16 protein-coding genes are annotated in these 13,208 nt (G+C 59.1%); 6 read left to right on the forward strand and 10 right to left on the reverse strand.

The annotated features are described in order from the left end of the window. Positions 1 to 5 precede the first annotated feature (5 nt). From ACI2KB_RS17060 to ACI2KB_RS17090, 7 genes are read right to left on the reverse strand one after another with little or no spacing between them, the layout of a single operon-like run. Positions 6 to 740: a glycosyltransferase family 2 protein gene (locus tag ACI2KB_RS17060; protein WP_404636359.1), complete on the reverse strand. Its 735-nt coding sequence runs from the start codon at positions 738 to 740 to the stop codon at positions 6 to 8. A 41-nt stretch (positions 741 to 781) separates the two neighbouring features. Next, positions 782 to 2,461, reverse strand: a complete 1,680-nt coding sequence (locus ACI2KB_RS17065; protein ID WP_404636360.1) for an AMP-binding protein — start codon at positions 2,459 to 2,461, stop codon at positions 782 to 784. After that, the gene (locus tag ACI2KB_RS17070) at positions 2,458 to 3,003 is read right to left on the reverse strand and encodes a hypothetical protein (RefSeq protein ID WP_404636361.1); all 546 of its coding nucleotides are present in this window, start codon (positions 3,001 to 3,003) and stop codon (positions 2,458 to 2,460) included. Before ACI2KB_RS17070 ends, ACI2KB_RS17065 begins: the two co-directional genes overlap by 4 nt. Then, the gene (locus tag ACI2KB_RS17075) at positions 3,000 to 3,254 is read right to left on the reverse strand and encodes an acyl carrier protein (protein WP_404636362.1); all 255 of its coding nucleotides are present in this window, start codon (positions 3,252 to 3,254) and stop codon (positions 3,000 to 3,002) included. The genes ACI2KB_RS17070 and ACI2KB_RS17075 overlap by 4 nt, the downstream gene beginning before the upstream one ends. A 9-nt stretch (positions 3,255 to 3,263) precedes the next feature. After that, the gene (locus ACI2KB_RS17080) at positions 3,264 to 3,524 is read right to left on the reverse strand and encodes a phosphopantetheine-binding protein (RefSeq protein WP_404636363.1); all 261 of its coding nucleotides are present in this window, start codon (positions 3,522 to 3,524) and stop codon (positions 3,264 to 3,266) included. Beyond that, positions 3,499 to 4,311 carry a lysophospholipid acyltransferase family protein gene (locus ACI2KB_RS17085; RefSeq protein WP_404636364.1) on the reverse strand — a complete coding sequence of 271 codons (813 nt, stop codon included), beginning with the start codon at positions 4,309 to 4,311 and terminating at the stop codon, positions 3,499 to 3,501. Before ACI2KB_RS17085 ends, ACI2KB_RS17080 begins: the two co-directional genes overlap by 26 nt. Further along, positions 4,287 to 5,015 carry a beta-ketoacyl synthase chain length factor gene (locus tag ACI2KB_RS17090; protein ID WP_404636365.1) on the reverse strand — a complete coding sequence of 243 codons (729 nt, stop codon included), beginning with the start codon at positions 5,013 to 5,015 and terminating at the stop codon, positions 4,287 to 4,289. Before ACI2KB_RS17090 ends, ACI2KB_RS17085 begins: the two co-directional genes overlap by 25 nt. A gap of 285 nt (positions 5,016 to 5,300) precedes the next feature. Between ACI2KB_RS17090 and ACI2KB_RS17095 the strand changes: the two genes are divergently transcribed. Next, positions 5,301 to 6,080, forward strand: coding sequence for a ParA family protein (locus ACI2KB_RS17095; protein ID WP_404636366.1), 780 nt, complete (start codon positions 5,301 to 5,303; stop codon positions 6,078 to 6,080). Between the two features lie 80 nt (positions 6,081 to 6,160). Here the strand turns inward: ACI2KB_RS17095 and ACI2KB_RS17100 are convergent, their stop codons facing one another. Then, positions 6,161 to 6,526, reverse strand: a complete 366-nt coding sequence (locus ACI2KB_RS17100; protein ID WP_404636367.1) for a PAAR domain-containing protein — start codon at positions 6,524 to 6,526, stop codon at positions 6,161 to 6,163. A gap of 277 nt (positions 6,527 to 6,803) precedes the next feature. Next, entirely contained in the window at positions 6,804 to 7,238 is a 435-nt protein-coding gene (gene trxC / locus ACI2KB_RS17105) for a thioredoxin TrxC (RefSeq protein WP_404636368.1), read from the reverse strand. Positions 7,239 to 7,402: 164 nt separating this feature from the next. On the opposite strand from trxC, the gene ACI2KB_RS17110 reads away from it, so the two are divergent. From ACI2KB_RS17110 to ACI2KB_RS17130, 5 genes are all read left to right on the forward strand, one after another. Further along, positions 7,403 to 8,098 (forward strand): aspartate/glutamate racemase family protein, encoded by a 696-nt coding sequence (locus ACI2KB_RS17110; RefSeq protein ID WP_404636369.1) that lies wholly within the window; start codon positions 7,403 to 7,405, stop codon positions 8,096 to 8,098. 141 nt (positions 8,099 to 8,239) lie between these two features. Then, positions 8,240 to 8,530: an AbrB/MazE/SpoVT family DNA-binding domain-containing protein gene (locus tag ACI2KB_RS17115; protein WP_404636370.1), complete on the forward strand. Its 291-nt coding sequence runs from the start codon at positions 8,240 to 8,242 to the stop codon at positions 8,528 to 8,530. Next, on the forward strand, positions 8,530 to 8,892 hold the full coding sequence (locus tag ACI2KB_RS17120; RefSeq protein WP_404636371.1) for a type II toxin-antitoxin system PemK/MazF family toxin: 363 nt from the start codon (positions 8,530 to 8,532) through the stop codon (positions 8,890 to 8,892). The genes ACI2KB_RS17115 and ACI2KB_RS17120 overlap by 1 nt, the downstream gene beginning before the upstream one ends. A gap of 287 nt (positions 8,893 to 9,179) precedes the next feature. Next, positions 9,180 to 10,187, forward strand: a complete 1,008-nt coding sequence (locus tag ACI2KB_RS17125; RefSeq protein ID WP_404636372.1) for a hypothetical protein — start codon at positions 9,180 to 9,182, stop codon at positions 10,185 to 10,187. 671 nt (positions 10,188 to 10,858) lie between these two features. Beyond that, positions 10,859 to 11,755, forward strand: a complete 897-nt coding sequence (locus ACI2KB_RS17130; protein WP_404636373.1) for a hypothetical protein — start codon at positions 10,859 to 10,861, stop codon at positions 11,753 to 11,755. On the opposite strand, the gene selO is transcribed toward ACI2KB_RS17130, so the two are convergent. Continuing rightward, entirely contained in the window at positions 11,739 to 13,202 is a 1,464-nt protein-coding gene (selO, locus tag ACI2KB_RS17135) for a protein adenylyltransferase SelO (protein ID WP_404636374.1), read from the reverse strand. The genes ACI2KB_RS17130 and selO overlap by 17 nt on opposite strands. Between the last annotated feature and the right edge of the window lie 6 nt (positions 13,203 to 13,208).

Below are 13,208 nucleotides of genomic sequence, written 5' to 3' on the forward strand. Positions count from 1 at the left end.
CTCGTTCACGGCAGCCACCGACGCCAGAGGATCAGAGGAAAGCGCGCCAGCATGCCGAAGAACAGCTTGGTGTGCATTTTCGAAATCAGCGCGTTGTCGTGAAACAGGCGGAAGTGTGACAGGCCGTCCTGCGGGTAATGCACTTTGGTCGGCAGCCAGCGCATGGGCTGATTGCGCCATGACAGGCGCACCAGAATTTCCGGGTCGAAGTCCATGCGCTTGCCCAGATTCACGGTGTCGATCAGGTGCAGCACCGGCTTGAGCGGGTAGACGCGAAAGCCGCACATCGAATCGGGAATCTGCAACGACAGGCTGTTGATCCAGACCCAGACGTGGGTCAGGTAACGCGCATACAAACGGCCCTTAGGCACGCTGGCGTCGTATTGCGGGTAGCCGCAAATCAGCGATTTCGGGTGTTCGCGGGATTGGTCGAGGAACACCTGAATGTCGTTCAGATCGTGCTGACCATCGGCGTCGACTTGCAAGGCGTGGCTGAAACCCAGTGTCGAGGCTTCGCGAAGACCGGCCATGACTGCGCCGCCTTTGCCTTGATTGACCGGTAACTGCACCAGAAACACGTTGTCCTGCTCGGCCAGTGACTTGAGCACCGCAGCGCACGCCGGGCTGCTGGCGTCATCCACCAGCACGCACGGCAGACCTGCGTCGAGCAGTTCCCGAACCACGGCGGGCACGGCCAGTTCGTGGTTGTAGACCGGGATGACGGCGCAGGGGTTATGCATGGTCACAGATGTCCTTGTCGTATGTGAGTCCGTAGGAGTTTTCAAACATCCGCTGTACCCCACAAAATTCGGCCGCTGGAGCAGGCCGCGTCGCCGTTGCGATAAGCGAAGTGCAGCTTGCTGCGTTCCTGGTCGAAGCGCAGGGTCAGGGTGATGTGGTCACCAGGGCGCACCAGTTGCTGGAATTTCAGCACTTCCATCCCGGCGAACCGAGGCGGCAAGTCCATCAGGCGCTGGCCGAGAGCAATTGCCCAATCAATTTGCACCACGCCCGGCAGAATCGGCGTGCCAGGGAAGTGCCCGCTGAAGTGCGCTAAGTCTAGCGGCACGATCAGCTCCAACGTCAGTTCGTCACCAGAGGTTTGTTGATTCAGGATTTCCGGCTCCTGAACTCTCGGCGCCACCAGCAGCGCTTCGACCTGCGTCTGAGGCAACTTGCCTTGGGTGTTCAGCGGCAATTGGCTCAACAAGCGCCAGCGGCGGGGCAGGGCGAGGGCTTCGCAATGGGGCACCAGGTGTTGGCGCAAAGCACTGGTCAGTGAGCGACGGCCCTGATTGCGCAAGGCATGCACGCCGCTGTCGCTGAGCACGACCAACGCGCCCAATGACGCACGATTCTCGCGAACCACACCCACCCGTGCTTCGCTGACCCATTCGTGGGTCGCCAGCGCCTGCTCCAGCAAAGGCAAGGAGATGCGTTTCTCTTCCAGTTTGACGATGCGATCCAGACGACCCAGCAGTTCGAAGCGGCCATCCTCGGAAAAACGCGCGGCATCGGCGGTCTGCTCGACATGGCCCGCAGGCAGATACGGCGACTCGATGCGCAGCGCGCCGTCTTCGTCCTGGCTCAGCTTCACATCATCGAAAGCGCGCCACAGTGGGTCGCCCTGACGCCAGGCAATGCCGCCGGTTTCCGAACTGCCGAGAATTTCGGTCGGCCATTGATCGAGGCGTTGGTGAAGGCTTTCTGCCGCTTCAGCGGGCAGCGCGCCGCCCGAGGAAAACACCCGGCGTACGGCGCTCAGGCTTGCCCAGTCGAGGTTGTCGCCCATGCGCTTGAGCAGCGCAGGACTCGCGACCCAAGCGAAAGCGTCATGTTCGCGACTGGCGCGCTGGAGGTCTTCGGGGAAGGGCAGTTGTTTTCGTACGAAGCTACGACCCGCACACAGCGGCCATAGCACCCGGAACAACAGGCCATAAATATGCTGCGCGGCAACGCTGCCGATGATGCAGGCATGACCCAGATCCGCACCCCACAAGCGTTCCAGTGCTGTGACTTCATTGGCCAGTTGGCGCAGCTTTTTCTCGATCAGTTTGGGTTCGCCGCTGGAGCCAGAGGTGCACAGGCTCAAGGTGCAGGCGTCCAGGTCAAGGCGAGCCGGTGCCAGTGGCGGGGTGTTCAAAGCGTGGAGTGGCGTGTCGTCCGGCGCATCGCTCAGCCACAGATCAACCTGTGGTGCCCAGCGTTGGCGGGTTTGTGCTTGCAGGTCGGACGGCAGCAGCACGCTGACCTCGGCACGCCACGCCGCGAACAGTGCAACGGCCAGATCGGCAGCGTCCTCAAGGTGAATCGCAATCTGCTTCACGCCCTGCTGCTGCAAGGCGCCGGCCACTGACAACGCACGGTTTTGCAGGTGCGCCAGGGTCAAGGCCGGTGCGTGGGTGACGACGCGCTCGGCGTGTGGGGCAAGCAACAGGTGCTCAAGGTTGATCCAGCTCATGCACGGCCTCGCACACGCTGGCGGACGATCCACTCACCGGCGAACAGAATACCCATCAGGCCGTAGGCGATCAGACCGGTGTACAGCGTCCACCAGCTCAATGGCGCCCAGAGCGTCAGCGCAGCAGCGACGATGCCGTTGAACAGGAAGAACAGGCACCAGATTTTCGTCACCTGGCGCGTGTAGCGAATCGCGACCTCTGGCAGTTCTGGGTCGGTCAGGCGTGCCAGTCGCTCGACCATCGGCATGCCGCGCATCAGGCTCAAGCCGAACAGCGTCAGCATGAATCCGCTGATCAGCACCGGATACCAGCGCAACAATTGCGGGCTGTCGCATACGCCCAGCAGCAGGCAGAAGCCCATCGCGACCAGCGCCATGCTCAGTGTTCCCGGGCGTCGTTCGACGGTCAGCGCACGGGCCGCCCACAACACGCCGAGCAACAACGCGAACTGCCAGGGCGAAAAATGCTCCATGCCGAAGTACACGGCGAACGGATACAGCACGCCCGCCAGCACCAGAATCAGGCCGATCAGGCGACTCATGCGGCAGCGTTTACCAAGCGGTAAACCGCGTCGACGACATCACCCACGGTGCGCACGGACTTGAATTCTTCAGCAGCGATTTTCTTGCCGGTCTTGCGTTTGATGTGGTCGATCAGGTCGACGGCATCGATGCTGTCGATTTCCAGGTCTTGATACAGGTTGGCTTCGAGGGTGACGCGCTCGGGTTCGAGTTCGAACAGCTCGACCAATGCAGTGCGCAGGGTTTCGAAGATCTCTTCACGGGATTGCATGTTCAGTCCTCAGGCCACCAGGCGGGCGTTGACGAAGGCCGCAAGGCTGTCGACGCTGGTGAAGTGGGTGCGTGTGTCTTTGGCGTCGGCATCGATCTTGATGCCGTAGCGTTTCTGAATGGCCAGGCCCAGTTCCAGGGCGTCGACCGAGTCCAGGCCCAAGCCTTCGCCGAACAGCGTCTGGTCGTTGCCGATGTCATGGGTGCTGATGTCTTCGAGGCCCAGGGCATCGATGATCAGCTGTTTAATTTCCAGATGCAGATCGCTCATCGGTGGCGAGTTCCTTGATGAAATGGTGATGCAGATGATCATTGAGCTTGCGCGACGCCACAGGTGCCGAGCCAAGCGCGGCAAATGCCGCCGGGTCGATATCGTGGCCCACGCGCAAATGAAAGTGCGGTCGGCGCTGGGGAATGCGGTACCACGGCTCGGCCTTGGTCAGCGTGGTCGGCGAGACATGAATCGTTACCGGCGTGATGGCGGTGGCACCGCGCAGGGCGATCGCTGCCGCACCTCGATGGAAAACCGGCGGCTTGCCCGGTTCGGTGCGAGTGCCTTCCGGGAAAATGATCAATGTCTGACCGGTTTGCAGCAGACCGGCTGCGTTTTCCAGCATTTCGGCACTGCCGTCGTTGCTCACATAACCCGTCGCACGCACCGGACCACGGGTGAAGGGGTTCTGCCACAGGCTTTGCTTCACTACGCAGTTGGCGTCACGGACCAGACCAATCAAAAACACCACATCAATCAGTGAGGGGTGATTGGCGATGATCATTTGCCCCGGACGACCCAGGCGCTCTGCGCCTTCGACCTGATAAGTCAACACCCCGGCCTTGGCCATGAAACGGATGAAGGCCCAGAACAAACGGCTGATGGTGCGGCGGGCGCGACGCTGGTGACTGAAGGCGTCGCCTGGTAGCAGGGCCAGCAGCGGGAAAATGAACAGGCGCAGGCACAACCCGCCCAGCCCGAACAGGGCGAAGCTCAAGGCAGTGGTCAGCAGGCGCCAGTGATAGGCGTTGCGACTTTTGCTCAGCGGTTGTGTTGCCAGTTCCATAGCCGATTCTTCCAGGGATGCAGCAGGGCGCTCTGTTGTGTCGACAGGGCGCGCAAAAGATTGAGCGCGTGTGGCCACTCGCCACGAAGGGGGACGCTTTCCTTAGACCCGCCACCGCTCAATGCCAGTTGCCATTCGTCGCCCTGGGTGAGCAACAGGCCCACGGCGTAGGGAAACGGCACGTCGTCGATCCAGGGGGCGTAGGCACGCGGCGGGTTTTCTTCGGCGATGATCAGCAGAACGGCAGATGCGCCCTCTGCCAGCAAAGAGGCTGCCTCCATCACGCCGTGTTCGAGGCCGTCACCTGCGGCAGCCAGCGCTGTCATTTCACTGGTTTCACCGCGCAGGATCGACCACAGGCCGATCACCGCGTTATGCACCGACAGACTGAACTGCGTGGGTGACAAAGGTTGGTCAGCGGCCAGATCGCTGAGAATGTCGAAAGTGCGAGGCGTTTCACCATGGCGTGAGACGAACACCAGAGGCAGGTGCTCGTGCCCCTCTGCCAGTGGCCAGCCTACGCTGAACGCCATTCGGGCCAGGCGGCTGAGTCGTCGGCGCTGCATGGCGGGCAGGAACGAGACATCGGGGGCGTCATCCTGATTGTCCGGAACGGTCGGATGCTGGCTCCATTGCTGCCAGTCTTCGGCGGTTGGCAGCCCTGGCGCCCATGCGCGCCACTGTGCGATGTTGAACTTGATCACGATCTATCTTCCCGCCCCTGTGCGGGCTTACCTCTGGCTTCGAGTATCCGAAGTGACACCAACCATGGCGCGGCGCTATCACCGAGTGGCGGGCATTATCCCGATGAGTGCGATTTGTAGCAATTTGTAAGTCGGATATTTCACCCGATTACGTAGGATTCGTCTGATTATTCTGACTCTTCATTCGTAAACGCTCGCCCTTGTCATGCGGTTTGCCTAGACTCGGGACCATTCATCAGGTCGCTTGGCGACTTTCACGGCAAGACAGCAACAGGGAGTGAGCAAATGCGGCGTGTGGTGTTCAATCAGAAAGGCGGCGTTGGCAAATCGAGCATCGCGTGCAATCTGGCGGCCGTCAGTGCCAATGAGGGTTACCGGACCCTCTTGATCGACCTCGACGCTCAGGCCAACTCGACGCAGTACCTTACGGGCCTGACCGGTGACGAGATTCCCATGGGCATTGCCGAGTTCTTCAAGCAATCCCTGTCTTCCGGGCCGTTCGCCAAAAAGAACCAGGTCGACATTTATGAAACGCCGTTCGACAACCTGCACGTCGTGACCGCGACCGGCGAACTGGCGGACTTGCAGCCGAAACTTGAGGCCAAGCACAAGATCAACAAGCTGCGAAAGTTGCTGGACGAGTTGGGTGAGGATTATGAGCGAATCTACCTCGATACCCCGCCTGCGTTGAATTTCTATGCCGTTTCAGCGTTGATCGCTGCAGATCGAGTCTTGATTCCCTTTGACTGCGACAGCTTTTCTCGTCAGGCCCTGTACAGTCTGCTTAAAGAGATCGAAGAGCTGAAAGACGATCACAATGAGGACCTGGAGGTGGAAGGCATTATCGTCAACCAGTTCCAGTCGCGGGCGAGCCTGCCGCAGCAAATCCTCGACGAATTGATTGCCGAGGGGTTGCCCGTCTTGCCGGTGTACCTCAACAGCTCGGTGAAAATGCGCGAGTCCCATCAAGCGAGCCTGCCCCTGATTCATCTCGATGCGCGGCACAAGCTGAGCCAGCAGTTCGTTGAACTGCATCATTTGCTGGAAACCAACGCCGCGCAATAACGAGGTCCGCGCACGCCTCTAGCAGTCCGCCTTGACGGCGGCAGCGATCTTGAAGCGACGACAGCAGGCAAGCCATGCCGCTACGGGGCGCCTTTCAGTGTCGCGGCGATTTTCTTCGCCCGTTTTCGCGCCTTTTTGGCCTGATCTTTGGGAATGTCGATGGTGGCTTGCATGTCAGCCTGCAACTGATGCTGGCTGGCGATCAGGCGGTGTTCGCCCTTGGGGCATCCGCAGCGCACGGCCTGACCATCGGTGGCGACGGGCGTCACCTCATCGATGAACGTCGGGTTACCCTGCGCGATATACCCGACTGTCTCGCAAACCTTGCACCACACCGGATCGCCCATGCGCGCCAGACGGCGATCCTCGCAGACGTAGCTCCCGGATGTGGCTAACACCCTGCCACCGGTACTGGTTTTGTCGCCTTCTCGGATAACTGCCGTCATCGCTCGTTGCCTCGGGATAGCTGTGAGAGTGATTAACGTTAGGCCTCGGCTTTCGGGTTTGAGGGACGAAAATGCAACTTCAGACGGGGCCTACTGCACATCCAGAACACGCCCACAGGGGCGGTGGCGATCATCACTTGATGGCTCGGCACGCATCTTTGTGGGAACCGGCTTACTGGCGAATGCTTTGGTCCTGAACATGGATGTCGACTGGCCCACCGCTATCGCCACCAAGGCGGCTCCCACAATTTAGCGTCGAAGGAGCGATTACGGTGGGTCAGATCCCTTGGCTGGCCAGCCAAGCTGTTAGCTGTGGCAACGGCATGGCACCGCTCTGGCGCGCCACTTCGCGGCCATTCTTGAACAGGATCAGGCTAGGAATCGACCGGATACCCAACTGAGCAGACAGCTGCTGATTGGCCTCGCTGTCCAGCTTCGCCAAACGCACACGCCCGCTCAGTTGAGCGGCCGCCTGTTCGAACGTCGGCGCGAAGGATTTGCACGGCCCGCACCAATCCGCCCACACATCCACCAACAGCGGCAGGTCGCCCTTGATCTGGCTGGCGTAATCACCTTGGTTGAGGTTGAACGGCTTGCTCAGCAGCACCGGATGCTTGCAGCGCCCGCACTTGGGCTGGTCAGCCAGGCGGTCGGCGGGAATGCGGTTCAGGCCGTTGCAGTGGGGGCAGGGGATATGAAGCGGTTCGGACATGGGGGTCACCTGAAAGAAGGCCAATAGCCGATAAATGGAGCCGACAAACAGGTTTATCAAGCGATTGATCAAAGACTGTACCGCCCGCTTGTCGCGCTTCTGTCACTGGCCTGTCCTGGCCTTTGCGCCTAGCCTGCGCGGACGACTGTCAGCCGGAGAACAACATGCAAACCCTCGGTGTATTGGGCGGAATGAGCTGGGAATCCACAGCCACGTATTACAAATGGCTCAACGAAGGCGTGCGCAACCAAATGGGCGGCCTGCATTCGGCGCCGCTGTTGCTGCACTCCGTGGACTTCGCGGGCATCGCCGCCCTTCAGAAATCCGGACAGTGGGATCTGGCAGGCGAACAACTGGCCGATGCCGCCCGTGGCCTTGAGCGCGCTGGCGCCGGAGCCATTCTGCTGGCGACCAACACCATGCACAAAGTCGCGGCGGCCATCGAGTCCGCCGTTGACATCCCTCTACTGCACATCGGCGATGCGGTAGGGCAAGCACTTCAAGCGAGAGGCGTCAGCCGCGCTGCATTGCTTGGTACCCGCTTCACCATGCAGGAAGACTTCTACAAACGTCGCCTGGCCGAGCGTTTCGACATCGACGTTCTTCTGCCGACCGCCGATGCCATGAGCGAAATCGACCGCGTGATCTTTGCCGAGCTTTGCCTGGGCCAATTCCATGAACCGGCGCGAGCGTTCTACCTCGGTGTGCTTGAGCAGTTGCGTGATCAAGGTGCACAGGCCGCGATTCTGGGTTGTACGGAAATCGGGCTGCTGCTGGAGGGCGTGGAAAGCCCGCTGCCGCTGGTGGACAGCACCGAAGAGCATGTGGCGATGGGGTTGGTGTGGTTGTTGGGTAGCTGATCGGCGAATTCCCACAGAGCTGGCTGTATCTTCGGATTGGATAGGCGAGGCAAGCTGAATAGGCTACGTGTGTCTTGTCGCAGCTCGTAAACGGTTGAGCGTGGTGCTACTTTTGTAGCACTGATAGACAAGGTATCCACCATGGCCGACAAGAGAAAAACGATGACAATGAACTCGACCATCCGCCGTCAGGGCGGCGCGGCGGTGATGACGATCCCCCCTGCTTTTTTGAAGTTGCTGGATCTGCACATTGGATCTGAGGTCGAGTTGAGCGTTGAGGCGGGGGAGTTGGTCGCCAAGCCTGTACCGCCGCTCATCCGCAAGCGCTATTCGGTAACCGAGCTGTTAAAAGGGGCTGAATTCGTTGCTGAATTGAACAACGAAACAGCTTGGGCTCGAGAAGGCGACTCTGTCGGGCGGGAGATCACCTGATGGTTCGTCGCAAGGCACCCTGCCAGGGCGATGTGTATTGGGTAGACCCCAATCCAGTGGCGGGGAGGGAGATGAAAGATCGGCATCGATTCGTAGTCATCACTGCTCAGCAAATCAACGCGCTAGGTATCTGCATGACTGTCCCGGTGACCAGTGGCGGTGATTTCGCGCGGCAATCCGGGCTCTGTGTGGTCATTTCAGGACACGAGACCAGCGGTGTTGCGGTGTGTAATCAAGTGCGTAGCTTTGACCTTGAGCAGCGTGTTCGCACTGGATCTGCGAGGTTTGTCGAGACGTTGGACAAGGTTACTGTCAATGAAATCGTCTCCAGGGTGCTAAGCGTTATTGATTTAACGGACTAGCTGTTAACAAACGGAATGTGTTTCTCATCACGTTGTGCAACGCGGCTTGATGTTTCTGCGTCGATGTCAGCGCATTTGAAGACGCTGGACATTCCCTGAGCAGCGGTATTGATACGCCGGTACACACTGCTCCAGAGGCTTTCCTTTCGACGCTTTTATCCGAAAGACCACCCCCATTCGCACAGCTAGCTCTGGCCTGCTACCCCGATTAGCTTCCCGCGTCAGGGGCTGTTTCGTTCCGCTTCACCCGCATTGGCCCCTGTCCATTCATTGTCAGGGAGTTGCCGATGATCAATCACCTTCAGGCTGCCGTTGCCGCCATCCTTCCGAACAAGATGCCCGCGCCCGTCACGGCGGAAAAGGCGAATGAGCCTGCTGTGGATAAAACGCAAAAGACGGCCACCGACAAGACGAGCTTTTCCACACTGGCCAGCCAGTTGAACGAAAGCGCTGCCCGCGCCGCCAAGCGAGATGCAGGGATGACTTACGAAGAGCTGGGCCAATATGGGCGTAACCAAATCAAGGCGTTCACCCAGGAAACGCCCAAGGCCAACAGCGGCACCCGAGCGATGGAAGTGCCGAATACCACTGATCCGGAATTGCTGGATCGTGCGCGGGCGGCCTCTGCGTACGTCACGCGCACCCTCGCGGGGGACAAGAACGCCATAAGCCCGTTCGAGAAGTTGTCCCGCGAGCAACTGAATCACATCGCCTACGACGACAGTGGCAACTTCACCCTCAATGAGCGACGTGCGGCATGGCAGGGCGTGCAGAAGATGGATGAAGCCTGGCGCAAAGTCGCGATCCCTCAGGGCGAGATCGAGCAGATTCGCACAGGCAAGGCGTCAAGGTTTTACAACGAGGCATTGAGTTACTTCAAATCGCTGCCTGCCATCGAAAAGGCCGTGGATTACCCCAAAGATGCCCAGGCGATCCTTGAGTCGCGCATCAAAGGTGACAAGACCCTATCCGCGCCGAGCATGCCCGGCCTCATTCAGCGTCAAGGCGGCGACCGAAAGCTGACGCTGTTTGATGTGATTGCGGGCATTGTCGAACCCGCCAAAAGCAAGACCGACCCGAACAGCCCCACCCTCAGAAAGAAATTCACCCCCAGAACCTCGCCAACGCCAGTGTCGTGGAATGAGCGATGGGCGCAGAAAGAAGCGGCTGCGGCTAAGGCGGCGAAGCCTGTGCAGACAACTGTTGCGACTCCGTCAACTGCGTCGGCAGCGACACTCACGAACTCAACAACTAAGGGTGAAACAGCCAGTAACTCGAAGCCGATGGCTGGGTAGTTATCGGTGTCAATGTAATGGAAGTTTTTCACCGGCCTTAGTACGCATCAAGGGAATGCAGGTCTGTTCTAAAAGGACTATCCGTTCGAGTAGTTGTCGCGATTGCTGATGTCTGATTAGCTTTTTTCAGATATAACAAAAAAGGATGATCAAAATGAAAAGTGTTAAGCCGATTAAGTGTTCCATAGCGGCGGTCGCGATGCTGAATGTAGGAGTGGCGGTTGCAACCCCACAGGTAGCCGTTAACTTCATTAATAACACGGCGGAGCCTGTGGTTTACCAGCCGGGCAGTAGTCGGAATGAAGCTACGACGTACTCGAATGCTTCCCCTAAGCCATCTAATGTGCCGGCAGGTGGTACTGAAAGTTACATTGTCCGGGCTACAGGCTCCTCGCCCATCACCTATGCGATGGTGACATACAAGTCAGGAAGCAAGTCATGCCGTTTCACGACCAGCTATCTGATGAACGCCACACCTGGCGGAGTCAGAACGCCCAAGTGGAATAAAAGCGCAGTCGCGAGTGGCGGTGCCAGATGCGATATCAGTATCACCTCTGTGAATTATTCCAGTCACGATTGGAGCGTGAATCTCATCATGCGTTGATGTGCATAGTTTAAGTAGGGCCACCGAAGGGGTGGCTCTATTTAAGAGCGCATTGCAGGGAGGCAATATGATCCAAAGTGTGAGTGCCGTATCAGTAATGCCTGTTGGTTTGGCGATAGAAAAAGAAAGTGTGCCTGACAGTGAAGCAGTTAATATGCCGGAGTCTTCGAAGGAGCAATCGGATAAAACTAGTATTTCTCTTCTCGCTCGACAGTTAAGTGAGAGTGCTCTTCGATCCAGCAAACGAGAGCAGGAGCTGACCCGCGATGAGCTGGCTGCTTATGCAAAGAAGCAGCTAAATGATTTTGCGCTCGACGGCTACAGCTTTGGAAAACATCGACACGATCAGGAACTACCCGATACAGACGATCCTGAACATCTGGCGAGGGCCAGGCAGGCAACCGATTACGTCAACCAAGCCGCTAGTGGCGATCGTTATGCAAAAAATCCGTTTGCAGGTCTGTCTCGTGATCAGTTAGCACTGATCGCTTATGACGACAGTGGCGGCTACACGATCAATGAGCGACATGCGGCCTGGTCTGAAAGTCATCGCCTGAAATCCGAATGGGCGAAGGGCGCGGTCACTCGCGCACAGTTAGAAAGTGCGCAATCCGGCAAGATCCCGGTCTTTCTCACGGAGGTCCTGAACTTCTACAGGGGCCTGCCTAAAATCGAGCAGGTTCAGGACTGCTATCCAGGCGATTACGAAGCAGAACTGTTGGAGAAGATTCGCCTGGAGTTGAGTCGGCCCAATGACGAAGCGCCGGAGCTGGCGAAGCGGGGACTTAATCTGTATGACATTCTGGCGAGCATCGCGATGCCTGAGAGAAAAGAGGCTGAAGCCAAGCGTGAGCAGTCTGTAAAACAGCACTCTGCGCAGGCGCCAGCCTCGTCCTCTGTTTCTGATAAACCTACGGCGGTATCGGATACTGATTCCGCGCCGACACCTAAGACGAACAACTGATCTCCAAATGCTTCCCCCAATCCGGCGGCCGCTGTGCATAACTTTCCATCCCCGCCTGTTCCTCGAAGGGCTTGCACAGCACTTGGTGCAGGCGACGAACTTCGGTGTAGTCGCCTTGTTCGGCGGCTTCGATGGCGCGTTGGGCCAGGTAGTTGCGCAGCACGTAAAGCGGGTTGACGGCGTGCATCCGGGCGCGGCGGTCTTCCTGAGTGCTGTCGGGGTCGCGGGCGATGCGGGCTTTGTAGGCATCGGCCCAGGCGTCAAAGCCCAGCATGTCGACGAAGTCGTCGCGCAGGCTTTGAGCTGCGACGTCAGCAGCGTCTTCGCCCAGGCGACGGAAGAACAGGCTGTAATCCACACCACTGTTCTGCATCAGTTGCAGTAGACGAGCGATGAGGTCGGCGTCGTCGTCTTCAGCGGTGGTCAGGCCCAGGCGGCGGCGCATCAGGTCCAGGTAGTGGGCCTGATACAGCGGCAAGAACAGGCCGAGCGCTTCACGCAGCGGCTCGACCTCGACGAATGGCGTCAGGGCCTGGGCCAGTGCGCTGAGGTTCCATTGGCCGATGGGCACCTGATTGCTGAAGGAGTAGCGGCCTTCGTGGTCGGAGTGGTTGCAGATGAAATGCTGGTCGAAATCGTCGAGGAAGGCGAATGGGCCAAAGTCGAACGTGATGCCCAGAATCGACATGTTGTCGGTGTTCATCACGCCGTGGCAGAAGCCATAAGCCTGCCATTTGGCGATCAATTCGGCCTGACGCTCGACGATCACGCGGAACATCGCCAGATACGGCTCAGGCTGCTCAACGCATTCGGGGTAGTGCAGCGCCAGCACATGGTCGGCGAGTTGCTTCAGTGGCTCGTGTTGCTGGGTGTAGAAGAAATACTCAAAGCTGCCGAAGCGCACATGGCTCTGGGCCAGACGCAACACCATCGCCGCGCGCTCTTGGGTCTCGCGCCAGACCGGCGTGCTTGAGCCGATCACGCAACCTGCGCGGCTGGTCGGGATGCCCAGCGCATGCAGCGCTTCGGAGGCGAGGAATTCACGAATCGATGAACGCAGCACGGCGCGACCATCGCCCATGCGCGAATACGGCGTCTGCCCGGCGCCTTTGAGGTGCAAGTCCCAGTGCTCGCCCGCGTCGTTGAAGACCTCGCCCAGCAGAAGCCCCCGGCCGTCACCCAGACGCGGGTTGTACGAACCGAACTGATGCCCGGAATAAACCATCGCCCGAGGGTCGGCCTCGGCCCACAGTTTGTGGCCGCTGAACAACTCGGCGAAAACCGGCTCTTCGGCGTGGGCGGGGTCAAGATCCAGCAGTGCCAAGGCTGCATCGCTGGCGACCACCAAGCGGGGTTCGGCGATGGGTTCAGGCAGGACGGACGTGGAAAACGTGTCGCCCAGACGGGCGAAACGATTGTCGAAGGTCAGTTCGTCGAGGGCTTTCACAGCGCA

The sequence above is a fragment of the Pseudomonas sp. NPDC088444 genome (genome assembly GCF_044900175.1).
Classification (GTDB): domain Bacteria; phylum Pseudomonadota; class Gammaproteobacteria; order Pseudomonadales; family Pseudomonadaceae; genus Aquipseudomonas.